The sequence below is a fragment of the Burkholderia sp. Ed8 genome (assembly GCF_040761425.1).
Classification (GTDB): Bacteria; Pseudomonadota; Gammaproteobacteria; order Burkholderiales; family Burkholderiaceae; genus Burkholderia; species Burkholderia seminalis.
In genome coordinates, this window is the sequence record NZ_CP142886.1 from 503,671 (window position 1) to 526,358 (window position 22,688).

Below are 22,688 nucleotides of genomic sequence, written 5' to 3' on the forward strand. Positions count from 1 at the left end.
TTGAAGGGGAAAAACATGAGCATCGCAACAGTTACTGCCGGGGCAACGCGTAGAAAGGCAGCACTCCGTCTCGTCGAAACGAAGACGTTGGCCCGAGACGACTGGCTGAGCGTGAGGAAATCAGGAATCGGGGGCAGTGATGCTGCGTCTGCGGTCGGTTTGAATCCGTACAAGAGCCAGCTCGAACTGTGGTTGGAGAAGACCGGCCGTGATGCCGACCTCGAAAAGCCCGATCCCAAAGACACAACAACACCGGTCTATTGGGGAACGCTGCTCGAACCGATCGTTGCCGCGGCCTACACCCAGCAGACGGGAAATCGGGTGCGCAAGGTCAACGCTGTGCTTCGCCACCCGTTCATACCGTTCATGCTGGCGAATCTCGATCGTGAAGTCATCGGCGCGGATGTACAGGTCCTCGAATGCAAAACCGCCGGTATCAACGGAGCAAAGCTCTGGCGGGAAGGCGTGCCAGAGTATGTCGAACTTCAGGTCCAGCATCAACTTGCCGTAACAGGGAAACAATCTGCACACGTCGCTGTTCTCGTCTGCGGCCAGCAACTTGATGTGCATCGCATTGACCGTGACGACGACCTCATCGAGAAGCTGATCGAACTCGAAGCCCGCTTCTGGCAGTACGTGGAAACGGATACGCCGCCCCCGGCTGATGGCTCCGACTCGGCAGATCGAGCGTTGCGTTCTCTGTTCCCGAGAGACGCCGGAAGCACGGTTGACTTCTCCGACGACCGCAATCTGTCAGCGACGTTTGCTGATCTGGTTAGCGTCCGGGCCGAAATCGAGACTCGGGAACAGCTCGAATCCCAGCTCAAGCAACGCATCCAGCAGGCCATGGGCGAAGCGTCTCGGGCGATCTTCGAGACCGGCGAAGTCTCGTTCAAGCGCAGCAAAGACGGTTCGGGCATCGACCTGAAGAAGCTTTTGGTCGATCACCCGGAGTTTCAGCAGCAGTACGCCATCACCAAGCCCGGCTCCCGCCGGTTTCTTGTCTCAGTCTAATCAACGGAGGGAATCATGCTGAAAGGATTGGCGATTACGCCGCCTGTAATCGGGCGGATCTCGATCGGGCGTGTCGTGGAGAAGAACGGCAAGCGATTGCCCGAGAAAGACGACCAGTTCACGATAACGACGCAGGTTCAAAATCGAGACGGCTGGATGCTGCATCCGTTCGACGAGGCTCTGCGTCAGGCAAACGGCGGCGGCAAACTTCGCTCGATCCCAGTGAGAGTGCTGTTCAACGATCCCGGGCTGAACCTGCGGGCCGAATATAGCCTGTTCGATCGAGAAACTGGCCGCCCGGTTTGCGTCGGCAACGGCGACACGTGCCGGCGAGTCACGAACGAAGGCGTCGAAATGTTGTCTTGTCCTTCACCCGATGTTTGTCAATACAGCAACGGCCACTGCAAACCCTACGGTCGGTTGAATGTCGTCATCGGCGACGAGGACGAGCTGGGCTCGTTCATCTTCCGGACCACTTCGTTCAACTCGATCCGGACGCTTTCGGCAAGGCTGCGATACTTCAGCGCTGCTTCTGGTGGCCTGCTGGCAACGATGCCTTTGGAACTGAAGCTTCGAGGGAAATCGACGACGCAAAGCTACAGATCTGCAATCTATTACGTCGATCTGGTCATTCAGTCCGGATTCACCCTCGAAGAAGCCATCGCTCGGGCTCGGGAACTGGACAATCAGCGCAAAGCTTCGGGCTTCGACCAAGCCGCACTCGACGTTGCAGCACAGCTCGGGTTCGGCAACGGCGCGTTCGAGGAGTCGAGCGAAGACGCTCCTTCTGTTGTCGAAGAGTTCTACCTGGAAGACAGCGGTGGAGCCGATGCTGAAGCTGGTGGCGGCGCTGGCAATGCGAGTCTGAAGTCCAAGCTCGATCGTCGTGTCGCTTCGAGACAAGGGAATGAGCAATGATCCTCCTTGTAGTGGTCAACCAACCCCGGACACTGCGTTAAGTTTTTCTTCCGCAACAGCCGGCGCCAGTCCGTCATTGAACTGATGCGGCCGTATCCAGTTGTACCGATGCATCAGGTAGTGGCTGATATCCCGGTGTGCTTCCTGCGCCGACATGTAACCCACTGACGGCAGCCATTCTGTCTTGAAGCTGCGGAACAGCCTCTCCATCGGAGAATTGTCCCAACAGTTTCCGCGACGGCTCATGCTCTGCTGTATCCGATAGCGCCACAGGCGCTGACGGAATTTCCGACTCGCATACTGACCGCCCTGATCCGAGTGGAATAGCAACCCTTGTGGCCGACCACGCTGCTCATAGGCCATGTCCAGCGCCTGCACGACCAGATCGGCATCCGGGCGTGTCGAGAACGCCCAGCCGACGACTCGGCGCGTGAACAAATCAAGTACGGCGGCCAGGTAATGCCAACGGCCTTGCGCCCAGACATACGTGATGTCGCCACACCAGACCTGATTCGGCGCATCAACCTCGAACTGACGGTTGAGATGGTTCGGAATATCGATCCGCTCGACCGTAGCTTGCTTGTACGCATGGCTGCCGGGCTGCTTGCAGATCAACCCCAGCTCTTCCATCAAGCGACTTACCTTGAAGCGGCCAATCGCCGTGCCTTCCTCGCGCATCATGCCCATGATGCTGCGGCTGCCAGCAGAGCTTCGACTCTCGACGAACAGTTCGTGCACCCGGTGGCGCAACGCCATACGCTCGGCATCTACGCGCTGGGCACGCTCCCGGTACGCATACAGACAGGACCGCGATACGTCGAATACCGCGCACATCAGTTCGACTGATTCGCCTGCGCAGATCTGATCAATTACTTCGTACGTTCTATGCCTTCCGACATCAAGAGCGCGGTAGCCTTTTTTAAAATGGCCTTCTCACGCTCGAGGCGTTCGATACGCGCCTCGAGTTCCTGAATGCGTTGCTGATCCGGCGTGATTGCCTTGCCCTGCGGCGTGACACCCTGACGCTCCATTTGAAGCTGGTGCACCCAGCGGCGCAGTACCGTCTCGCCGACGCCGACCGAGCGACTCGCCTCCATATGGCTATAGCCCTGGTCGAGCACCAGACACGCGGCTTGCTGTTTGAACTCCGGGGAAAACGTACGACGTCGCTTGGTCATTAGACACCTCTTCATGGCGAGCATTCTCGCCTAAATCAGTGTCCGGGTTCATTAGACCACTACATCCTCCACGCTATCTTCTGGCTCGTCATCGCTCCGGTCGTCTGGATCGTCATCGGCGTCGCCTGGCTCTACTTCGGACAGAGGTTGCTGAACTGCTTTGTCGGGCAGTGAAATGCCTGTTGCTCTTGCTTCGGCGAGAGCTTTTTTAGGTTCAATCGACTCAAGCGTGCCGTAGTTTGCCGGATCGTTCTTCCGCAACGACTGAGCCCTCCCGGCGCCCGCCGAATTTTGGAAATTCGTTGGGGGAAATGACCAAAGGCCAAGCCCGCGATCGCCGTGACAGCCGTGACATGCATAATCCGGTCGGTGACAGGATGAAACCCATGCCCAGCAACGCTTGTGACAAGGTGACAGATGTGACAACTGGAAACCCAACCTGTATCCCGTTGAGGGCGAGGCAGAACAGTAGCGGGAAATCCGATGCCTCCCGCAAATTCGTGCTCTTTCTCCTGTCACATTTGTCACCTTGTCACAAGCCTTATCTGGAGCGGATTTCCAGCTAACACGCTTCGTCACATAAGCGCCACGCCAGTGACGCCCCTCCTCCTGTCCTGTCGCCGACACCTGTAAAATCCCACAATATCTCTGGGCGTAGACGGAGCGTCGCTAGATCAGCCTCTGCCAAGCATCCCGGGCCGCTGTTGACCAAATACCATCTATGGCAATCAAGAAATCCGAGCTTTACAGTTCCCTCTGGAAAGGGTGCGACGAACTTCGTGGAGGCATGGACGCCTCCCAGTACAAGGACTACGTTCTCGTCCTGCTGTTTGTCAAGTACGTTTCCGACAAATATTCCGGCCAACCAGACGCTCTACTCGATGTACCGGCCGGCGGGAGCTTCGCCGACATGGTTGCTTTGAAGGGTGACAAGGAGATTGGCGATAAGCTCAACAAGATCATCAGCAAGCTTGCCGAAGCGAACGACCTGAAGGGCGTGATCGATGTCGCCGACTTCAACGATCCCGAGAAGCTCGGCAAAGGCAAGGAGATGGTGGACCGTCTGTCCAACCTCGTTTCGATTTTCGACACCTCCGAGCTCGACTTCCGGTCGAATCGAGCCGAAGGCGACGACATCCTCGGTGACGCATACGAGTATCTGATGCGCCACTTCGCAACCGACTCCGGGAAATCGAAGGGACAGTTCTATACCCCAGCCGAAGTTTCTCGTGTCATGGCGAGGGTCATCGGCATCGGGGGTGCCACGAGTTCTGACCAAACGATCTACGACCCGACATGCGGCTCGGGATCGCTGCTCATCAAGGCTCACGACGAAGCCAAGGGCTCCGCTGGAGTTGACCTGACTATCTACGGCCAGGAAATGGACAATGCCACGTCCGCACTAGCCAAGATGAACATGATCCTGCACGACTGCCCGACTGCGGAAATCTGGAAGGACAACTCACTGTCTAGTCCTCACTTCGTCCAGACCAACGGCCTTCTGAAGACCTTCGACTTTGTCGTTGCTAATCCCCCATTTTCAACAAAAGCCTGGGGTAACGGATTCGATCCTGCGAACGACCTGTATCACCGGTTCGACCTGGGCATTCCGCCGGAGAAAAACGGTGACTATGCCTTTCTGCTGCACATCCTGACCTCACTCAGAAGCACTGGCAAGGGAGCGGTCATTCTTCCTCACGGTGTTCTCTTTCGGGGCGGAGCTGAAGGTGCGATCCGGAAGCAGATCGTCCAGCGAGGCTACATCAAGGGCATCATCGGCCTGCCGGCCAACCTGTTCTACGGCACGGGCATCCCGGCATGCATCATTGTGCTCGACAAGGAACATGCTGGTGCTCGCAAGGGCATCTTCATGATCGATGCTAGCAAGGGCTACGTGAAGGACGGCAATAAGAACCGCCTGCGAGCCCAGGACATTCACAAGATCGTTGACGCCTTCAACAAGCAGACCGAGATCCCGAAATTTTCCCGCCTTGTGCCCGTTTCGGAAATCGCTGACAACGACTTCAACCTGAATATCCCGAGATACATCGACAGCACCGAGCCCGAAGACTTGCAGGACATCGCAGCTCACCTACTCGGCGGCATTCCCGATCACGACATTGACGATCTCGCTCGCTACTGGACCGTCCTGCCGAGCGTTCGGTCGGCTTTGTTTGATACTGCGAATCGACTTGGCTATAGTGAACTGAAGGTTCCGGCGAACGCTATCAAAGCGACGATCTTCGGCCACCCCGAGTTTGCTTCGTTCACGAAAACCGTCCACTCCCACTTCGATCAATGGAAAGCTGAAAACGTCTCGCTTCTCACCGGCATCGAGATTGGCGACCATCCCAAGGCGTTAGTCGAGACAGTCTCCGAGAGCTTGCTCGAAACCTTCAAGGCGGTGCCACTTCTCGATGCCTACGACGTCTACCAGCACCTGATGACGTATTGGGTTGAAACGATGCAGGACGATGTGTACATGCTGGCTCATGACGGGTGGACTGCGCTGGCCGACGGCAAGCCGAACACGGATCTGATTCCGACATCGCTTATCGTTGCCCGCTACTTCGCTGACGAGGCGAAGGCCATCGAACAGCTCGAAACGGAGCGTGATTCGATCACCCGCCAGATGGAAGAACTCGACGAGGAGCATGGCGGTGAAGACGGGTTGTTGGCCGAAGCCAAGACCGAAAAAGGAAAGCTTACGAAGGTCAGCGTGAAGGCTCGCCTATCCGATATCAAGAAGGATTCTGACGCTACTGACGAACGAAAGCTCCTGAACGAATACCTCGAATTGACCGAGCAGGAAGCTGCGGCGAACAGGAAGGTGAAGGACGCACAGAAGGCTCTGGATGGCAAGGTCACGGGCCAGTACGGCAAGCTCGCTGAAGCGCAGATCAAGATGTTGGTCGTTGAGGACAAATGGCTGGCTACGCTCGCCGCCGACGTTCAGACCGAGCTTGACCGTGTGTCGCAGGCCCTGTCCGGCCGTATCAAGGAGCTTGCGGACCGGTATGCAACGCCGCTGCCGAAGCTGACAGCTGAAGTTGAGGCACTCACTGCCCGTGTCGATGAACACCTGGCGAAGATGGGGTTTGTATGGAATTGAAGCCGGGTTACAAGCGGACCGAGGCAGGAGTGATCCCGACGGATTGGTCGTACGCCAAGCTTGACGAGATCAGCCTGATGTCTTCTGGCACGACGCCAGCAAGGAGTCTCGCTAATCGGTATTACCGAAACGGCACGACCCCTTGGGTAAAAACGCTCGATTTGAACAATGCGGAGATCTTCGAGACGGATGAGTGCGTCACTACTGCTGCTGTCGAGGAAACGAGTCTGCGGCCGTATCCGGTCGGATCCGTGCTCGTCGCCATGTACGGTGGCTTCAATCAAATAGGTCGAACAGGACTTCTTCGAGTTCCAGCTGCGGTGAATCAGGCGATCACAGCAATTCAACCCAATCGCACTGAATTGCATCCGGAATTCCTCCTTGCAACATTGAACTTCAAGGTTGACTACTGGAAGGCAGTTGCAAGTAGCAGCCGAAAAGACCCAAATATCACAAGCCAAGACATTCGGTCGTTTCCTCTCGCCTATCCGTCAGTCGTCGAGCAGCAAGCCATCGCTACGACACTCCGCGACGTCGATGCCCTGATCTCGTCGCTGGATAGCCTCATTGCCAAGAAGCGTGACATCAAGCAAGCCACGATGCAGCAATTGCTCACGGGCAAGCAACGTCTTCCGGGGTTTAGCGGGGAGTGGCAGATGAAGCGCTTGAAGGAGCTGGGTACTACCTATGGTGGGTTGATTGGAAAGAACAAAGATGACTTTACCCATGGTACAGCGTATTACGTCCCGTTCGTCAATGTAATAGCGAACGTAGTCATCGACTGCGAAGCCTTCGATACGGTAAATGTGTGTATAGGCGAAACGCAGAATCGTGTTCTCAAAGACGACTTGTTGTTCAACGGCTCCTCCGAAACGCCTGACGAAGTTGCGATGTGTGCGTTGGTGGCACATGACATCGATGATCTCTATTTGAACAGCTTTTGTTTCGGTTTCCGCCTAAAAAGCGACGCTCAAGTAAATGGTTTGTTCATGGCCTATTACCTCCGTGGGCCAGTGGGGCGTGATCTCATCAAGTCGCTAGCGCAAGGCTCAACCCGCTACAACCTGTCCAAGGTGGCTTTGCTCGATGCTGTGCTTCAACTCCCAGGAAAAGCAGAGCAAACCGCAATCGCTTCAGTCCTCTCCGACATGGACACTGAAATTGCCGCACTCGAACACAAGCGGGACAAGACCCGTGCCCTCAAGCAAGGGATGATGCAAGAACTGTTGACTGGGAGAATCCGTCTCGTATGAGCACTGTCGGCCAAAAAGAGAAGAAGACGCAGGAGCGTGTCGTCAAACTGTTTCGGGACTCGCTGGGGTACGAGTACCTGGGCAATTGGATCGACCGTGTCGGGAACCGGAACGTCGATCACGAGCTGCTGGCCAGTTTCCTCAAGCGACAGGGCTACGACGATGCCCTCATCACCCGAGCCATACACCTTCTCGACAAGGCCGCAGGCGACCAAAGCAAGAGCATCTACGATCGGAACAAGGCTGTGTACGAGATGCTTCGCTACGGCATTCACGTAAAGCCGGAAATTGGCGAGCAAGTGCAGACTGTCTGGCTGATTGACTGGAAGCAACCCCTCAGCAACGACTTTGGTATCGCAGAGGAAGTGACAGTTAACGGTGCTGATCCGAAAGCCAACACGAAGCGCCCAGACATCGTTCTCTATGTGAACGGTATCGCTCTCGGAGTGCTCGAGCTAAAGCGCTCCACCGTCTCAGTCTCGCAAGGCATCCGGCAGAACCTCGACAACCAGAAGAAAGTGTTCATTCAGCACTTCTTTTCGACCATGCAATTCGTCATGGCGGCCAACGATACCGAGGGACTTCGCTACGGCACCATCGAAACGCAGGAGAAGTACTACCTTACGTGGAAAGAAGATAGCCCGATCGAGAATCTGCTGGATCGCCACGTCACCCAGATCTGCAGCAAGGCTCGCTTGCTTGAACTGATCCACGATTTCATCGTGTACGACGCCGGCACGAAGAAACTCTGTCGGCAGAATCAGTACTTCGGCGTCAAGGCCGCACAGAACCACGTGAGACGCCGGGAAGGCGGGATTATCTGGCACACACAGGGTTCTGGTAAGAGCCTCACGATGGTCTGGTTGACGAAGTGGATTAGGGAGAACGTCAAGGATGCCCGTGTCCTCATCATTACAGACCGGACCGAGCTGGACGAGCAGATCGAAAAGGTCTTCAAGGGCGTCAACGAGGAAATCTTTCGCACGAAGAGCGGCGGCGATCTGATCACCAAGCTCAACGCCACGACGCCGTGGTTGCTCTGTTCGCTGATCCACAAGTTCGGCGGCAAGGAAGACAGCGAAGAGTTCGGCGATGTTGCGGGCTACGTCGAGGAAATGAAGCGAGCGCTTCCGCCCGACTTCCGGGCCAAGGGCGACATCTACGTTTTCGTCGATGAGTGCCACCGGACCCAATCCGGCGAGCTGCATAAGGCGATGAAAGCAATCCTGCCGAATGCGATGTTCATCGGCTTTACCGGTACGCCGCTGCTCAAGGCTGACAAGGCAACGAGTCTCGAAGTTTTCGGCTCGTACATCCACACCTATAAGTTCGACGAGGCTGTTCGTGACGGCGTGGTGCTTGATCTGCGCTACGAGGCCCGTGACGTCGATCAGCACATCACCTCGACAAAGAAGATCGACCAGTGGTTTGAATCGAAGACCAAGGAACTGACCGACCTCGCCAAGGCCCAGCTCAAGCAGAAATGGGGGACCATGCAGCGAGTCCTTTCCAGCCAGTCTCGGTTGGAGAAGATCGTCGCCGACATTCTGCTCGACATGGCAACCAAGGATCGGTTGATGAGCGGTCACGGCAACGCGATGCTCGTATCCGGAAGCATCTATCAGGCCTGCAAATACTACGAGCTATTCAGCAAGACCGACCTCGCAGGCAAGTGTGCAATCGTCACTAGCTATCGGCCAGCTACTGCGGATATCAAGGGTGAAAGCGCGGAAGGGCTCACGGAAAAACTGAGCCAGTACGAGATCTACACGAAGATGCTCAACGGCCAAGATGCTGAGTCATTCGAAAAGGATGTCAAGAAAAAGTTCATCGACGAGCCCGGACAAATGAAGCTGTTGATCGTCGTTGACAAGCTGCTGACCGGCTTCGATGCCCCCTCCGCGACGTACCTGTACATCGACAAGCAGATGCGTGATCATGGACTGTTTCAGGCGATCTGCCGAGTGAACCGGCTCGATGGCGACGACAAGGAATACGGGTATGTCATCGACTACAAGGATCTCTTCAAGAGCATCGGCAGTGCTGTTCACGACTACACCTCGGGAGCGCTCGACGGTTACGACAAGGACGACGTGGCCGGATTGCTGGAGGATCGCCTGATCAAGGCCCGAGAGCACCTCGAAGAAGCCCGTGAGGCTATCAAGGCTCTCTGCGAACCGGTGGAGGCACCAAAGGACACCGCAGCATATCTTCGATATTTTTGTGCGAAGGACTCAGGAAACGACGAGCAGCTGAAGGAGAACGAGCCGATACGCTTGGCCTTGTACAAATTCACCGCTGCGCTCATCCGAGCCTATGCTGCCATTGCTAACGATCTTGATGAAGCGGGCTACTCGTCCGCAGAAATCGAGAGCCTGAAGGAAGAAACCAGCCACTTCGAAAAGGTTCGCAACGAGGTCAAGCTCGCCAGCGGAGACTACATTGACCTGAAGATGTACGAACCGGCCATGCGCCATCTGATTGACACGTACATCCGAGCTGACGACAGCGAGACGATTTCCGCATTCGATGACACGTCCTTGATCCAGCTTATCGTTGAGCGTGGCGTCGGGGCGGTAGACAAGCTTCCCAAAGGGATTCGTGAGAACAAGGATGCGGTAGCAGAGACGATTGAGAACAACGTCCGCAAGCTCATCATCGACGAGCAGCCGATCAATCCCAAGTATTACGAGAAGATGTCCGAGCTTCTTGACGCTTTGATTGAGAAGCGAAAGGCTGATGCCGTCGCCTACGAAGAGTACCTTGCCGAACTCGTCAAACTGGCAAAGCAAGCACAAAGCCCATCGTCGGGTTCGACCTACCCTGCTTCGCTGAAATCCGTCGAACAGAAGGCGCTGTACGACAACCTCGACAAGGACGAAAATCTCGCGGTGAGCGTCGATCATGCGATCTTGGTTGCTCGTCAGGATGACTGGCGCAGCAATATCATGAAGACTCGGAAGATCCGCAATGCGATCAAATCAGTCTTGGGCGAAGACGACGCCCGAATTGATGCAATTCTCGATCTCGTGAAGAGCCAGCATGGTTACTGAGGTTCACCACTACATCACGGTGAGCGGGCTGTCGGTCGAAATCGTCCGGAAGTCGATCAAGAACCTCCACCTCGGAGTCTATCCGCCGAATGGACGAGTGCGTGTAGCTGCTCCGCTCACGGTCAGCGACGACGCCATTCGCTTGGCGGTAATCGGCAAGCTGGGATGGATCCGCAGGCAGCGAGAGAAATTCGAGGCCCAACCTCGTCAATCGAAGCGAGAAATGGTCAGTGGTGAGAGCCATTACTTCCAGGGGCGACGCTACCGAATCAGAGTCGTGTTTCACGACGGACCCGCAACGGTCGTGCTGCGCAACAAAACCATGATGGAGATCAAGGTCCGACCAGGAATGAGCGCCGAGCAGCGCCTGAAGGTCATCGAGCGCTGGTATCGAGAACAACTGAAGGCGATGATCCCCCCTATGCTTGAGAAGTGGCAGTCGCTACTTGACATCAAGGTTGCCGATTGGGGCGTCAAGAAGATGAAAACCAAGTGGGGTAGTTGTAGTATCGATGCCGGTCGCATTTGGCTGAATCTTGAACTGGCGAAAAAGCCCGTCCAGTGCCTTGAATACATCGTCGTCCATGAATTGGTTCATTTGACGGAGCGACACCACAACGATCGTTTCATGGCGTTAATGGACCATCATCTGCCCCATTGGCGCACCTATCGTGAAGAATTGAATCAAGCACCACTGGCACATGAAGACTGGCCTCATTGAACAGACTAGAAAGCAATCGGGAAGCGCTTGTGACCACACATTCGAACATCGACCCAGCCACGATCCAAGCCTATCGTGAAACCTTATACTGCGTGGAAGGTGAATGGTCCATGACGCTACGTGTCGGTCAGCGGAGCAAGGCGCTCGCTGCGCTACAGGAAGCATCAGGCGTCGAATCGAGCGCCTTTCTGACCGCATGGAATCCATACAGCCGAAAGTGCGACGACGGGACCAACGTCAATCGCCAGCAGGCTCTGGCTGATGAATTGACGGCGATGGGCCTGCGCTTTGTTCCTGGCGTCGGCCGTCACCCGTCTAGCACGTGGACTGAGCCGAGCTTTCTTGTGCTTGGGGTCTCGTTTGAAGCGGCGAAACGGCTTGGCATGCAGTACGAGCAGAATGCCATCATCTGGTGCGGAGCAAAAGTGATGCCGGAGCTGGTATTGCTGCGATAAACTGGAACTTATTTAGACCTACCAAAAACCGTTCTGATACAGGTTGAGCCGTTGAACGACGAGGAATGCAATGCAGAACGAGGTGCCCCCGGTAGTATTGAAATATCTCGACAATCGGCGCTTGGCTGGGAAAAATCTTTCTGCGACCGAGTTGCTTACGAAACTTGGTGTCAAAGATGCTCGAAACTTGAACTCTGAGTATGCGTGGAGGCGCCAGGGCGACCCGGAAGTAATTTGCACCGTGTGGGCGGAATTCATCCAAATCGATCCACGTGGGCGGTGGTACACGAAGGAACGTCTTCAGGCCGAGACACGACTGGGCGGAGGAGAGCGAACGCCGGTCCAGAAGCGTCGAGGACAAGAACGAATCGACCTGCTTCGGTTGGCAGCAAACAGCGGAAAGGCAGTGATTGCTTTCCTACAGATCAATCAAAAGTCTATTAAAGAGCTTGAGCAGAACGAAAGCGCTGCAACTAGCGTACGTGTTAAGGATGACGAAGTCTGGCACGTGGTGGGGTGGGATGAGGCGAAAAAGGAAGCTTGGTTGGTTCGTGGCACTGATCCGTGGATACCAACCGTCAACCAGGCTGATCTTACATTCGACGAAGCACAGCCAGGTTCGCCCGATACGAGCGAAACCCCGCCATCGGGCTCGGAAAACGACTCCAATTTTGGGTTTCCGGATGCCGATACCCGCAAGAAGGTCGAGAAAGCTGCTGTTGACTTTGTGACACTCCACTACGATTCGGAAGGATATCGTGTCGATAACGAAGAGAAGTCAAACCTCGGCTATGATCTCGCCATTTTTGATTCAACGACCGGCGAGCTAATTGCTGCTGTCGAAGTAAAAGGTACGAGCGGAGACGCTCCCAACTTTTATATTACTCGCAACGAGAGAGCATGCGCTGCGAAGCTCGGAGTGTGGCAACTTGCAATTGTGACGTAAGCACGAGACCAGTACCGTCTGTGAACGCTCGGTGACGAGTGCCATGATGTCCTGTGAAGGACACGAATGACCAGTCGTGTCCACGATAGGAGTTGTGGACAGAGTGACTCAGACAGTCGAGATCCCGCCGAAACGGCAAACTCGCCGACATCCCACGGAATGGAAGCGGACCATCGTCGCGCTGACATTCGAGCCCGGCGCATCGGTCGCCCGTGTTGCTCGCGAGAACGGCATCAATGCCAATCAGGTGTGGGCATGGCGTCGCCTCCATGCGCAAGGCCTGCTAACGGACGATGCGATTCCAGACGCAATGCTGCCGGTTGTCGTCAACGAACCGTCTCAGCCGTCGATGGCGCTCGAGGTGCCGACTGCGACCGACAACATACCGTCCGGCTCGATCCAGATCCAGCATGGCAAGACGTCGATTCGCATCGAAGGCGCGCCAGACCCGGACGTGCTGCGTTCTGTTCTCGATCGCATTTTACGATGATCGGTCTGCCTCAAAACACGCGGATCTGGATCGCGGCGGGCGTCACCGATATGCGATGCGGCTTCAATTCGTTGGCCGCGAAGGTACAGACGGTGCTGGAGAAAGATCCGTTCTCTGGACACGTGTTCGTGTTCCGGGGCAAGCGCGGTGACCTGCTGAAGTGCTTGTATTGGAGCGACGGCGGGCTATGTTTATTGGCGAAGCGGCTCGAGAAGGGGCGTTTTGCGTGGCCGCGTGCTGACGCCGGCGTGGTCGCGCTCACAACCGCCCAACTGTCGCTCTTGCTCGAGGGTTTCGATTGGCGGCAGCCGGTCGAAGCCGCGCGCCCACGCAGCGCGCTGTAAACCATTGTTAACTGGTGCTCGCGTGATCATGGGCAGTCGTAAACTGTCCTCATGGAATCGACCTCGACCGCGCTGCCCGACGACATCGACGCTTTGAAAGCGTTGCTGCGTGAGCGCGACGCCCAGGTCGCCGAGCTGCGGCAGCAACTCTCGTCGCGCTCACTTGAGATCGAGCACCTAAAGCTCACGATCGCGAAACTGCGCCGCATGCAGTTCGGCCGTAAATCGGAGAAGCTGGATCGTCAGATCGAGCAGCTCGAATTGCGGCTGGAGGATCTGCAGGCCGACGAAGGCGCCGCCGATGTAGCAGCCGCTCCCGAGGCAAAGCGGCCGCGCCGCGAAGGTCCGAGCCGCAAGCCGCTACCCGAACATCTTGAACGCGAAGAGCGCGTCCATCTGCCCGCCGATGATGACTGCCCCGATTGCGGTGGACAGCTCAAGCCGTTGGGCGAAGACGTCGCGGAGCAACTCGAATACGTGCGTGCGCACTTCCGTGTGATCCGTCATCGCCGCCCGAAGCTGGCCTGCGCGCGCTGCGATCGCATCGTGCAGGCTGCGGCGCCGAGCCGCCCGATCGATCGGGGCATCCCGGGTCCGGCGCTGCTCGCCCACATCGCCGTGTCGAAGTTCGCGTACCACCTTCCGCTGCACCGCCAGGCGGTGATGTACGCGCGTGACGGCGTCGAGATCGATCCCGGCGCGATGGGCTACTGGATGGGCAGCATCACGGCGCTGCTCGCACCGTTGGTCGACGCCGTGCGCCGCTACACGCTGGCCTGCGGTAAGGTGCATGCGGACGACACTCCGCTGCCGGTGCTGGCGCCGGGCAACGGTCGAACGAAGACAGGACGTCTCTGGGTCTACGTGCGCGATGATCGGCCGAGCGGCTCCGACGAACCGCCGGCGGCCTGGTTCGCCTACACGTCAGATCGCCGCGGTGAGCATCCGCAGCGACATCTCGCTGACTTCACTGGTGTGCTGTACGCGGTCTTTTAACGACGCCCCTCAGTGGTTGAGGGCAGCAGGCATTCTCCAAGGCATGAGATCGGCGTAGTCGTCGGCAGTTGCAGCGAGCGGCAACCTGGTGAACAGCCAGACCAGATAGCGATACGGCTCGATGCCGTTCGCCTTGCACGTCTCGACGAGGGAGTACAGGTTGGCACTGGCCTGCGCGCCGGCGACAGTATCGGAGAACAGCCAGCCCTTGCGGCCGACGACGAACGGCCGGATCGCGTTCTCGCACAGGTTGTTCGAGATCGGCCAGTTGCCGTTACCGACGTAGCGGACCAGCTTGGGCCACTGTCCGCTCATGTACTGCAATGCCTTGCCGAGCAGACTCGACGGCACGACGCCTGGCAGATGCTCGACCAGCATGCGCTCGATGATGGTGAGCACGCGGGCGCTGTACCGGGCACGCAGTCGCTGCCGGCGTTCAGACTTCCACTTCGCGCTGCGCGCCTCGGCCGCGAACAGCTTGCCGATCAGCACGACGAAGCGCGTCGCCAGTAGGTCCGGCGAGCGTGCCGCCTTCGGCACCGACTCCTCGGCCTTGATGAAGCCGCGGCGCACGTGTGCCCAGCATCCGAGATGCACGAGCTGGTGATCGTGGGCGATGCCGTTGTAGAGCTCGTACCCGTCAGTCATCAGCACGGTGCCAGGCTGCACGCCGGCATAGAGCTTCTGCGCATGCTGGGCGCCGCGCCCCGGCGAGTACGAGAACATCCGCACAGGCGGCCCCGAGCCGTTGATCTGCGCCCACAGGTAACTCTTTGCTTGCGGCCTTCGTCCCGGTTCCTTCAGCACCTGGAACGTTGTCTCGTCGCCGTAGATCAGGTCCGATTCGAGCAGCGCGTCGCGCATCAGATTGATCACCGGCTGCGTGGCGAGCCCCACCCGCACTACGCTGGCGGCCAGCGTGTTCGACGAGATGGCGCCGCCGAAGCGACGCAGCAGCGTGGCCTGGCGATACAGCGGCATGCCGTACTGGTACTTGCCGGTGATGATCCACGCCAGCGCGGATTCCGTGAGCAGCCCGCGAGGGATGATACGCGCCGGTGCGGGCGTGACCTTGATACCGAGATCGCAGCATGGGCACGCGTATTTGACCCGTTGGTGCTGAACGACGCACACTTGCTCGGGAATCACGTCGAGCTGTTCGCTCGTTTCCACGCCGATCTCGACGAGAGCATGGCCATCATGCGCGCAGAACCGTTCGGACTCGGGCAACTCGTGTCGCACGACCTCGCGCGGCAGGTTCGGATCGAGTGGTTTGCGCCCACGCTTGCCGCGCGTGTGAGCGGCGACCGATGTGCCGGGCATATCCTCGCGCGCGGGCGCGTCGGTAGTCGTCGCCAGCGCCTCGGCTTCGTTGAACAGACCGAGCTGGTCAGCATGGCGCGCTTCGCTCGATGCGCCGAACAGTTCGTGCTTGTAGGCCCGCAGTTTCTCCTCGGCCAGATCGCGCTGAGCCGTCACGAGTCGAAGCTCACCGCGCAGCGCATCGCGTTCGGCGCTCGCGGCAATCAGCGCCTCGTACTCCTCGGCGCTCAACATGACGGGATTGTTCGGCATGGCCGGTTAGACCATGTCGCCCTCGTCGTGTTCAGCTCATCCGCGCGTAATATCGCTGGGGATGCTTCTGGATCACGGCCAGGTCGATTCCGTCGAGCAGCCAGTGCAACTGCTCAGCGCTGAGCGTGATCGTGTCGCCTCCGTTCGGCCAGACGAAGCGGTCGGCTTCGAGTCGCTTGAGCAGCAACCAGAAGCCGTTGCCGCCCCAGCCGAGAATCTTGATGCGATCGCGTCGTCGGTTGCCGAACACGAACAGCGCCGAGGTCATCAGATTCAGGCGCATCGCCTGTTCGACCAGAATCGACAACCCGTTGATGCCCATGCGGAAGTCGACTGGATCGCGATGCAGATAAACCTTCAGCTCTTCGTCGAACCGGAACACGGCAGCCTCCCGAGCATCTGGATCACCGTGGCCAGCTCATCGACACTCGCCTCGCCGAGATCAAATTCGACACCATTGGACAAGCGCACATGTAACGAGAGCGCCATCAACGACGGGGCTGGTGGCAGTACTGGGGAAACGGCAGGCACGGTCGACGCAGTCGTGACGACAGGAACGAATGCCCGCGCTTCACTCATCGGAACCCGACGGGCAGTGCCCGGAATGTCGATCGATACGCCGTCGATCACCAGCGGGTCCGGCCTCGTTGGGGTTTGCAGCGTATGCTGCTGATGGCGCGAGATCCAGCGGCGCAACTGATTCGGATTGACGTCATGGTCCATAGCCGCCCGGGCGATCGATACCCCCGGCTTCAGGCAAAACTCGACCAGCTCCCGCACGGCATCTTCATCAAATTCCCGCCGGCCATCCCGTCGTTGGCCAACTACCAGTCTGCTTCGAAGGTCCTGTTTCTCTGTCATCATGGTCTGAGTGCATGTGTCCACGCGGACACTTAGCATCTGACCTTATGCCTACCATTGGTAGGGCGTCGTTTATTGACGGCTTACGGTGTGCTGCAGGCCGATGCGTTCGCGGGCTATGCCGAGCTATATCTCGACGGGCGCGTCCAGGAAGCCGCATGTATGGCTCACGCGCGCCGGAAGATCCACGACCTGCATGCGGTGCGCCCCAACGCCGTGACGGAGGAGGCGCTGCGCCGGATCGGCGCGCTCTACAAGATCGAAGAGCAGATCCGCGGCAAGCCGCCCGACGAACGGCGCAGTGTGCGCCAAGCGCGGGCGGTGCCGCTGCTCGACGACATGAAGCGTTGGTTCGAAGCGACGCTCGCCAACCTCTCTGCAAAATCTGACACGACCAAGGCGATTCGGTACGCGCTGAATCGCTGGCCAGCGCTCGTCTACTACTGCAGCGATGGGTGTGCGGAGATCGACAACCTGATTGCCGAGCGAGCATTGCGAGCCGTCGCTCTCGGACGGCGGAACTATCTGTTCGCCGGCGCCGACTCCGGTGGCGAACGTGCCGCCGCGATGTATAGCCTGATTGGCACGGCGCGCTTAAACGGCCTCGATCCCGAGGCGTATCTCGCCTACGTGCTCGAGCGCATCGCCGACTATCCGGCTAACCGCGTCGACGAGCTGCTGCCGTGGAACGTGGCGCCGTCGCTGCCGCCTACTGCTCGCGTCGACCCCATCCGATAGCGTCGCAGAGCTCCGCAGTCAACAACCTGCACTACGGTACTGCTCGGGCGCTTACATTGTGACCGATGCACTCAATGAGCCTAAACTCACCATCTTATCGGCGGAAGAGATGGAGGAGCTATTCGATTTCACCGTGGTTGCGTGGCGTTGCACTCATGGCCAGTGACTGTCCGGTTTGGATGGTCAGGCTACAGTTCACCCATCAAGTCTTCGAGATACGATGCCATGGCAATTGCAGACTCGATGTAGCTCGCTACTGCCGGCTTTGTGAATTGTGTGTCAGGTCCATGAACAGCTTCATTACGCAACAAACGAAGTTCCTCGAAGACCGACAACTGACGGGCGTTCAAAATTCCGGCTTTGCGCAGCGTCTCCAGGAGACGTAACGGCCCCGGACTTGAGGTGACTGTGCCTAAACCTCTCTCCCGAATCATACGGACTGCAGCAGCTTCGACTTGCAACCAAGCTTCGAGTATTGCTGCTCGTGGCGAAATCTCCGCAATCTCCTCAAGCTTGGCTTCCAGCACAAATTTCGATTGTCCTGCGATGGCGGTATCTTGCCCCGACGATGGAACGGTTTCCTTCACTTCAGCTGCGACAGCTCTTGCTGTCTCCCCAAACTCGAATTCCACATCTCTGTACTTGATACGTCTCAACGAACTACTGACGGCGGGGAGATACTTGCGTACGGCAAAAAGGCACGCAGCAATCGTTGCCGGCCATATGATCGCTTCGATAACTTTGCTAATGAAGGTTAGCCAGTCCACAACACTCCTCCGCGGTTGCACTTACCAGACACATTCAACGCGGAATGCAATGCCCGATATGGAATTGGTTATAAGGTCTTAGCATGGCTGGCAAGCGCTATCAGCATACCTTGACCGCAATCCTGAATCAGCGAACGGAGGCGAGAAGGTCATCCACCGAAGCTTCGAGTACGCCCCATGACGTCTTGCATGTTGCGAGATCGAAATTCGCCCGCGTTGTTACCTCCACCCATGGATGTACAACGTTCCTTGATTCTCGCAAAGCATGGCTGAATTTTCCTCGGTCTGTTTTCAGCCAACCGAGGTCAACAGCGACATCAATCAATGAATTCAGCGTCCAGTCTTGAATCGCCGGGACTTTGCCTTGCCTGTCGCGTGGGGCTTTAGACGATTGATAGGCTTGCGCAGGTTCAAGATTTGCACGAGCCAGCAAGAGCGCCTCCAGGATACTACCCATCATGATCACGGCAGACGTGAAGCATTCGACATGGATACACTTTTGCGCCTCCCTCCATCGACGATCAATAGAGTCCTTCAGATTCGGCAACGTCGTTGTCAGCCGGGATACGTCGGGGGGCGCAATGATAACCTTTTGAGGTTTCGCCAGCGACCCGGACTCAATGAATTTAATGGCACTGCGGATGTACCCAGCCAGCGCCTCCAATCGAACTCTGCGACTCTGCGCGTCGAAGTCCGGATTGGCATTCATTTCCTCGACAAATGTGTGCGGCAAGCCATCGACTGCATCGAAGATGTGCTTCGCCTCCCGCACCTTGGCATCGACCTCTCTCAAGTTGGTGTAACGATCGAAAGCGGCCAGGCCCGTGGAAGTCGTGATTTCCTGCAACAGTCCCCGCAGCAACGTCAACGCTTGAGTCTTTTCCATTCTATAAATCTCGGTAGCAGTGCAGGACGATTCTCGCGCAGAATTTACTGGTCGGCAACGATGTTTCACTGTGACAAGTGTGGCACTCCCGCGCCGACCACATCTCCCCGAAAGCTCCCGTCCAGCAAGTCTGTGACAGCGTGACAATGGTGACAATTAAAAATGCTACTTTTGAAGGCTTAACGAAGATGACGGCTCTGAGAAACTATTCGCTCCCGACACGATGCGTGCCTCTCTACGATCGTCACAATTGTCACGCTGTCACATCCCAAGCCAGCTTCATATTCAGCGATTTTAGGCTGTAACAGCGCTATCACGACTGTCACGCCCCCTACGTCTCTACGCCGCTATCGGAACAATCTCGGCGGTACCATCTACAGACACAACGTGGAAGTCGGGATCGAAGCCAACAATCCGAGCGTCGATACAATATACGCGGGGCGGATTGGGCAATCCGGCAAGGCGAACAGTCCGTGACGAAGGGGTCGACATCAGACCATATCGAACCAACACTTCGGTGACTTGCTTCCAACTCAAGCCTTCGCACACTCTGGTTTTGAAGGGCTCAGGTAGTACGTAATACATGCCGCCATTTTCCGACGTACTGAAAAAGCCCGCTCGATTCGCAATCGTCCGGGAGTCGTCTGTACCTTCGAGTCCTTCATGCCCCACCCTTTGAAACGCCGCCTGTCCGTTCTGCTCGAAGAAGTGTTGTACTTGGCGCAGTGCCTGCATCTCCTCACTAGCGCCCGTACCTCCACGTTCGGCGAGCCACGAGTCCAAGCAACGCTCTACCATCGTGATTGATTGGTCCGTTGTCCAGAAGACTATGCCAGCCTCTGACGCCATTGAGCCAGCAAGGGCAAGCAAGGCAAACCGCCGAGTGGCGCGGCCGACCTGACCATCCGCGTTCAGACGAAATAATCGAGCCTCAATCTCCTGCAATCGCTCCTTCAACTTACTGCAAAATACATCCTGCCCCTGCGCGGCGAGTTCTCGGGTCAAATACTCCAGCCAGGCATTCCCCACTACGCCAAACACGCGAGAACTGGCAATCGAGAGGTGATCGGCCAACGCCCTGCTGTTACCGAAATCTCCGACCACGTCGAACAATCCCAAACCTTGACCTGCATCGGCGGGCATGTTGAGCAAGCGAACTTCCATGCCAGCACGGACGCGCTGCCCGCCAGCTTCGACGTGTTGTTGCAATGGAATTTCGCCGGTCGACATGAACATCAGTCTCCACTGCAAAAGTCGAGACCGGTCGCCCGATCGGGTCATGCGAGTCTTGCCCTGCCCGTTGCCCAGCATGTAAATGGTGTCGCCAACTTCGCTTGGAGATGCCTGATTCATTTCATCCAGCAACAGCACGCAGTCGTTGAGACCAGCGGCTACGATCTCCAATCCGTTCGACGTGGAACGCCAAGACTTGATGATCTGATCTGGCCTACCCCATATCGAAGCCGCAACACGGAGGGCGGTTGTTTTCCCAACACTGCTGGCTCCGACGAAATGAACGCCGCCGCTTTCCATGCCGACCAGATGTAACAGCGGTCCGGCCAAGGCTGCACAGACTGACAACATCAAGCGAGAATTTCCAGAACATGGGCCACCAATTTCGGCGTTCCAAGTCGCCAGTTCGCCTTCGAGCCCAAAAGCATCGCTCGCCGGCGCATCGGGATCAAGGGCAATCGGTTCGGAGGCGACGCCGTACACATTGTTTTGCTGCACGAACGCTCCGCCGTTCCAGCCAACGCTCCTGACGAGCCGATGCGTGTCCCGAGGCGTTGCGTGCTCAAGGTATTGCTGAAAATCTACCCAGTTGTACACGACAACGCCGAGGTCGTTCATTTCGGACTTCAACGCTCGCACATCGGACAAACGAGAGCGCGGCAAGATATGCCGCGTTGATTGCCCGTCTGGTGTATGCAGAATCAGTTCAAGGCTCCATCCCGTCCTCTCACTGTCGCGCAATTGCCGAACGATGTCGACCCGAGAACATATCTGACTCGTATAAGGCTCGCCATCCTTGCCTCGCTTTACGACAAAAACAAGCCCATCAGTAATCGTATAAGTATTGCCCGAACTCCATGACACACAAGACTGTTCAGGTTTGACCAGCAGGTGTCCATCTGCGTCAACTCTATCGAGCCTTACCTCTATAAACGCATCTGATAAGGCATGCGAAATAACGAAACTGTCCAATGCAAGCTCCAAGACATCCGCCGCGTCCCACCCCTTCAGATCGCCAATTTTCTCCTCGTAGACCCAACCCTTCAGGGTACACAACGCACGCATCAAGGACTCGACATCGACCATTCCAATATTCGTCTTGGGATCAACCGCATGAATCAGTTGAATCACTCTTTCCTGATATTTCAGACCGGGGTCGTCGTTGTCACGCCAAATCACGACGTTGCGTCCAGCGAGCGGAGACCAATCCGTCTTCGACGGTGCTGATGCTCCACCAACGGATGTCACCGCTACAGCAGAGGGCAGCATCTGTTGCAAAGCCAGCGCCGCTTTCTCTCCTTCGACAACGTATACTTGCTGATCATTGTTCGCACCGGCGAGCGCATTCAAACCGAAGAGCGGGCGCAGCCCCTCCGGCATTCCACCGGCCCAGCAAAGCGTTCCATCCTCGCGCTTGCCAACGCGCAAGGTCACAAAGGTCTTCCCGCCATCTGCTTTGCGCAGGCGTAGTTGGACGAAGCACAGTTTCCCGCTGGCGTCCGTATAGTCATATCGACCTTCCACGGCCAAACCACGCGACACGAATTGGCGAACATCAAGCTCAGGACTACCGTCAGGGATAGGCTCCATGAGCCGTGGTGCGGCTGACGAAGCGGATCTTTCCTGCTGCTGACGATGAACCGCACGAATCAAATCCAATACTGGCGGGTCAGTAGGCTCGGTCTCAAGCCTTGCCTGAAAACGCTTCGCAGCTTCAGTCGGCCCGCAGTCCCAGATATAGCTAGCAAGGGAGATCAAGTCCCCGCCTGAGCACTCGTCTTGAATCGCAAAGTCGGCGTATTTCCCCGATTCAACGTTGATCTTGAACGAACCAAGCTCACAGTCGCTACGCTTCGGGTTGATTGCAACAAATTCGTGCCCCTGGTATTCGCCTTCTAGACAGAGGATCTCCTCGACGACCGTGGAGAAATTTGCAAGAGCCAGCTCGGCAAGCTGCCCGAAATCGATCCGTCGTGCCCCGCCGTGGGTCCCGGCAAGGGACGAGGCGTTCGTGAACCGGTTATTCGGAGCGGGCGTTAGTGTTTCTGGAACTGAAGACATATGAGGATTCCTGCAATATAGCTCTGGTCACACGGAACATCCGTGTACCCGCTAGGAACCCAATGTTCGTCGCCTGATTTGCCTAAC

At 57.1% G+C, this 22,688-nt stretch carries 19 protein-coding genes and 1 pseudogene; 12 read left to right on the forward strand and 8 right to left on the reverse strand.

Features of this window, described 5'->3' with window-relative positions:
- The first annotated feature begins 15 nt into the window (after nt 1-15).
- Both VXM69_RS16280 and VXM69_RS16285 read left to right on the forward strand, forming a co-directional pair.
- Complete coding sequence (locus tag VXM69_RS16280; RefSeq protein WP_367189897.1) at nt 16-1,014, forward strand: YqaJ viral recombinase family protein; 999 nt, start codon at nt 16-18, stop codon at nt 1,012-1,014.
- Nucleotides 1,015-1,029: 15 nt separating this feature from the next.
- A complete protein-coding gene (locus VXM69_RS16285) occupies nt 1,030-1,932 on the forward strand; it encodes a hydrolase or metal-binding protein (RefSeq protein ID WP_367189898.1) in 903 nt (300 codons plus the stop codon).
- 15 nt (nt 1,933-1,947) lie between these two features.
- Here VXM69_RS16285 and VXM69_RS16290 read toward each other — a convergent pair.
- A protein-coding gene (locus VXM69_RS16290; protein ID WP_175907396.1) for an IS3 family transposase occupies nt 1,948-3,110 on the reverse strand; the annotation gives its coding sequence in 2 pieces (ribosomal slippage) (nt 1,948-2,855 and nt 2,855-3,110; 1,164 coding nt in all).
- Nucleotides 3,111-3,161: 51 nt separating this feature from the next.
- Nucleotides 3,162-3,371, reverse strand: coding sequence for a hypothetical protein (locus VXM69_RS16295; RefSeq protein ID WP_367189899.1), 210 nt, complete (start codon nt 3,369-3,371; stop codon nt 3,162-3,164).
- Nucleotides 3,372-3,831: 460 nt separating this feature from the next.
- Here VXM69_RS16295 and VXM69_RS16300 point away from each other — a divergent pair, with 460 nt between their 5' ends.
- The 9 genes and pseudogenes from VXM69_RS16300 to VXM69_RS16340 all read left to right on the forward strand — a co-directional run.
- The gene (locus VXM69_RS16300; RefSeq protein ID WP_367189900.1) at nt 3,832-6,222 is read left to right on the forward strand and encodes a type I restriction-modification system subunit M; all 2,391 of its coding nucleotides are present in this window, start codon (nt 3,832-3,834) and stop codon (nt 6,220-6,222) included.
- Nucleotides 6,213-7,475 carry a restriction endonuclease subunit S gene (locus VXM69_RS16305; protein ID WP_367189901.1) on the forward strand — a complete coding sequence of 421 codons (1,263 nt, stop codon included), beginning with the start codon at nt 6,213-6,215 and terminating at the stop codon, nt 7,473-7,475. Before VXM69_RS16300 ends, VXM69_RS16305 begins: the two co-directional genes overlap by 10 nt.
- Nucleotides 7,472-10,528 carry a type I restriction endonuclease subunit R gene (locus VXM69_RS16310; RefSeq protein WP_367189902.1) on the forward strand — a complete coding sequence of 1,019 codons (3,057 nt, stop codon included), beginning with the start codon at nt 7,472-7,474 and terminating at the stop codon, nt 10,526-10,528. The genes VXM69_RS16305 and VXM69_RS16310 overlap by 4 nt, the downstream gene beginning before the upstream one ends.
- Nucleotides 10,518-11,249 carry a M48 family metallopeptidase gene (locus tag VXM69_RS16315; protein ID WP_367189903.1) on the forward strand — a complete coding sequence of 244 codons (732 nt, stop codon included), beginning with the start codon at nt 10,518-10,520 and terminating at the stop codon, nt 11,247-11,249. The genes VXM69_RS16310 and VXM69_RS16315 overlap by 11 nt, the downstream gene beginning before the upstream one ends.
- A 29-nt stretch (nt 11,250-11,278) precedes the next feature.
- A complete protein-coding gene (locus VXM69_RS16320) occupies nt 11,279-11,704 on the forward strand; it encodes a DUF3293 domain-containing protein (protein ID WP_367189904.1) in 426 nt (141 codons plus the stop codon).
- Between the two features lie 70 nt (nt 11,705-11,774).
- Nucleotides 11,775-12,650 carry a DUF3883 domain-containing protein gene (locus tag VXM69_RS16325; RefSeq protein WP_367189905.1) on the forward strand — a complete coding sequence of 292 codons (876 nt, stop codon included), beginning with the start codon at nt 11,775-11,777 and terminating at the stop codon, nt 12,648-12,650.
- A gap of 76 nt (nt 12,651-12,726) precedes the next feature.
- Nucleotides 12,727-13,140 (forward strand): transposase, encoded by a 414-nt coding sequence (locus tag VXM69_RS16330; protein ID WP_080298168.1) that lies wholly within the window; start codon nt 12,727-12,729, stop codon nt 13,138-13,140.
- A complete protein-coding gene (gene tnpB / locus VXM69_RS16335) occupies nt 13,137-13,484 on the forward strand; it encodes an IS66 family insertion sequence element accessory protein TnpB (RefSeq protein WP_038785480.1) in 348 nt (115 codons plus the stop codon). Before VXM69_RS16330 ends, tnpB (VXM69_RS16335) begins: the two co-directional genes overlap by 4 nt.
- Nucleotides 13,485-13,535: 51 nt before the next feature.
- Nucleotides 13,536-14,465 (forward strand): annotated as a pseudogene (locus tag VXM69_RS16340) (IS66 family transposase); the annotation flags it as partial.
- Between the two features lie 24 nt (nt 14,466-14,489).
- On the opposite strand, the gene VXM69_RS16345 reads toward VXM69_RS16340, so the two are convergent.
- The 3 genes from VXM69_RS16345 to VXM69_RS16355 are packed head-to-tail and all read right to left on the reverse strand — an operon-like array spanning nt 14,490 to nt 16,955.
- Complete coding sequence (locus VXM69_RS16345; RefSeq protein ID WP_367189789.1) at nt 14,490-16,055, reverse strand: IS66 family transposase; 1,566 nt, start codon at nt 16,053-16,055, stop codon at nt 14,490-14,492.
- Nucleotides 16,056-16,086: 31 nt separating this feature from the next.
- Nucleotides 16,087-16,437, reverse strand: coding sequence for an IS66 family insertion sequence element accessory protein TnpB (tnpB, locus tag VXM69_RS16350; protein ID WP_121863073.1), 351 nt, complete (start codon nt 16,435-16,437; stop codon nt 16,087-16,089).
- On the reverse strand, nt 16,413-16,955 hold the full coding sequence (locus VXM69_RS16355) for a transposase (protein ID WP_175907237.1): 543 nt from the start codon (nt 16,953-16,955) through the stop codon (nt 16,413-16,415). Before VXM69_RS16355 ends, tnpB (VXM69_RS16350) begins: the two co-directional genes overlap by 25 nt.
- Between VXM69_RS16355 and VXM69_RS16360 the strand changes: the two genes are divergently transcribed.
- Nucleotides 16,956-17,654, forward strand: coding sequence for an IS66 family transposase (locus VXM69_RS16360; RefSeq protein ID WP_367190191.1), 699 nt, complete (start codon nt 16,956-16,958; stop codon nt 17,652-17,654). It begins immediately after the preceding gene.
- A 188-nt stretch (nt 17,655-17,842) separates the two neighbouring features.
- Here the strand turns inward: VXM69_RS16360 and VXM69_RS16365 are convergent, their stop codons facing one another.
- The 3 genes from VXM69_RS16365 to VXM69_RS16375 form a co-directional block, all read right to left on the reverse strand.
- A complete protein-coding gene (locus VXM69_RS16365) occupies nt 17,843-18,421 on the reverse strand; it encodes a hypothetical protein (RefSeq protein ID WP_367189906.1) in 579 nt (192 codons plus the stop codon).
- Between the two features lie 127 nt (nt 18,422-18,548).
- Nucleotides 18,549-19,307 carry a hypothetical protein gene (locus VXM69_RS16370; protein WP_367189907.1) on the reverse strand — a complete coding sequence of 253 codons (759 nt, stop codon included), beginning with the start codon at nt 19,305-19,307 and terminating at the stop codon, nt 18,549-18,551.
- Nucleotides 19,308-19,646: 339 nt separating this feature from the next.
- Complete coding sequence (locus VXM69_RS16375; RefSeq protein WP_367189908.1) at nt 19,647-22,601, reverse strand: DUF927 domain-containing protein; 2,955 nt, start codon at nt 22,599-22,601, stop codon at nt 19,647-19,649.
- Nucleotides 22,602-22,688 lie beyond the last annotated feature (87 nt).

Excerpts from the sequence above, each read along its gene's own strand:
- tnpB (WP_038785480.1), top strand. The coding sequence starts at position 13,137 with ATGATCGGTCTGCCTCAAAACACGCGGATCTGGATCGCGGCGGGCGTC.
- VXM69_RS16355 (WP_175907237.1), bottom strand. The coding sequence starts at position 16,955 with ATGCTAAGTGTCCGCGTGGACACATGCACTCAGACCATGATGACAGAG.
- VXM69_RS16310 (WP_367189902.1), top strand. The coding sequence starts at position 7,472 with ATGAGCACTGTCGGCCAAAAAGAGAAGAAGACGCAGGAGCGTGTCGTC.
- VXM69_RS16280 (WP_367189897.1), top strand. The coding sequence starts at position 16 with ATGAGCATCGCAACAGTTACTGCCGGGGCAACGCGTAGAAAGGCAGCA.
- VXM69_RS16285 (WP_367189898.1), top strand. The coding sequence starts at position 1,030 with ATGCTGAAAGGATTGGCGATTACGCCGCCTGTAATCGGGCGGATCTCG.
- VXM69_RS16315 (WP_367189903.1), top strand. The coding sequence starts at position 10,518 with ATGGTTACTGAGGTTCACCACTACATCACGGTGAGCGGGCTGTCGGTC.
- VXM69_RS16325 (WP_367189905.1), top strand. The coding sequence starts at position 11,775 with ATGCAGAACGAGGTGCCCCCGGTAGTATTGAAATATCTCGACAATCGG.
- VXM69_RS16370 (WP_367189907.1), bottom strand. The coding sequence starts at position 19,307 with ATGGAAAAGACTCAAGCGTTGACGTTGCTGCGGGGACTGTTGCAGGAA.
- VXM69_RS16305 (WP_367189901.1), top strand. The coding sequence starts at position 6,213 with ATGGAATTGAAGCCGGGTTACAAGCGGACCGAGGCAGGAGTGATCCCG.
- VXM69_RS16345 (WP_367189789.1), bottom strand. The coding sequence starts at position 16,055 with ATGCCGAACAATCCCGTCATGTTGAGCGCCGAGGAGTACGAGGCGCTG.
- VXM69_RS16375 (WP_367189908.1), bottom strand. The coding sequence starts at position 22,601 with ATGTCTTCAGTTCCAGAAACACTAACGCCCGCTCCGAATAACCGGTTC.
- VXM69_RS16300 (WP_367189900.1), top strand. The coding sequence starts at position 3,832 with ATGGCAATCAAGAAATCCGAGCTTTACAGTTCCCTCTGGAAAGGGTGC.